Raw genomic sequence first — 1,141 nt, 5'->3', positions numbered from 1 at the left:
ACTCAGGTTTCATGTATTCCCATTCAACCTGTAGTGCTAGATTTTTTGTGATCGCGAACTCAGCACCTAAGCCGTAAAGTCCGGTTACTGTCGTTTCAGAAAACGTCGTGTGGCCTTCGTCACCAGTTAGCACAGAATTGCTTACTTTAAATTCCGCGTTGAAGTAAGAAAGACCCGCTTTCGCGAAAAGATTGAAACGGTCACCAATTGGCAGCGTTAATTTAGGTTGGATAGCCAAAAATTTCATGTCACCAACGGTAACGACAGAGCCGTCTAGAGCGTCGTAACCACCGATCGCACCTTCAAGAGAGATATACTCGTTGAATGTGTAACCACCAAAAACTTTACCAGACAGACTTTCGTTGTCTTTAACTTCAAGTTTCTCGCTTGCGTTGTAGGTATTTGATTTGATTGAACCACTGATATCATCAAACGTTGCTTTACCGATCGATGCACCAATGTAAGGAGCGGCGTTTGCCATAGAACAAGTTGCTAGAAGGGCTGCTGTTAGCCATGTTTTCTTTAACATTGTATTTCACTGCCTGTTTTATTATTGAGTTTGTGTATCGCCCTTCCTTAAGCATGTCGCGTTATCCATCTCGCTTGGCGTTAAACCGAGCGAGATGTTAGTGAATAAAAACTCAATAAAACACGAAATAATTAGACACAACTTTTCTATTTTCCTTCTTAATTAAGAATATTTAATCTTAATTACAGACACTGCTGCTTTAACCAGTTGGTCAGTTTGACGATCTCGGCCTGCTTTGCTCGGTTCTTCTTGTGCACAAAATAAAAACTGTCGCCGGTTTCTAAACCATGAGATGGGATGTAAACCAAGTCTTGTGCTTTATCTCGCTCGTTCAACATGAAGTCATTGGCAAACGCGATGCCTTGATCGTACCTTGCAGCCTCGATCGCCAAGAGCATGTGGCTAAAATGCTGAACATCGACATCATTTGGTAAAGTGTAACCACCCGCTTTGCACCATTCGGCCCAATCTTTCCCTCGTTCACGATAAATAGAATCTGTCGAGAGAATGGGATATTGCCACAGTGCGTCGGGGATAGATTGGTCTTGGATTTCTTTCCAAATTTTATGGCTACAAACTGGGTACAGCGTTTCAGCATAAAGCTTAACCGCC

General features: G+C 42.6%; 2 protein-coding genes. Both read right to left on the bottom strand.

Going from position 1 to position 1,141, the window contains the following annotated elements:
* A partial coding sequence (locus R7035_RS25685) for an outer membrane beta-barrel protein (protein ID WP_318146374.1) occupies window positions 1–529 on the bottom strand: 529 nt, incomplete at its 3' end.
* Between the two features lie 182 nt (window positions 530–711).
* A partial coding sequence (locus R7035_RS25680) for a LysR substrate-binding domain-containing protein (protein ID WP_025533163.1) occupies window positions 712–1,141 on the bottom strand: 430 nt, incomplete at its 5' end.

Source organism: Vibrio sp. 1731 (assembly GCF_033339955.1).
Lineage (GTDB): Bacteria > Pseudomonadota > Gammaproteobacteria > Enterobacterales > Vibrionaceae > Vibrio > Vibrio alginolyticus.
Note: the sequence above shows the minus strand (reverse complement) of the source record. Positions and strands in the feature narration are given on the sequence as shown.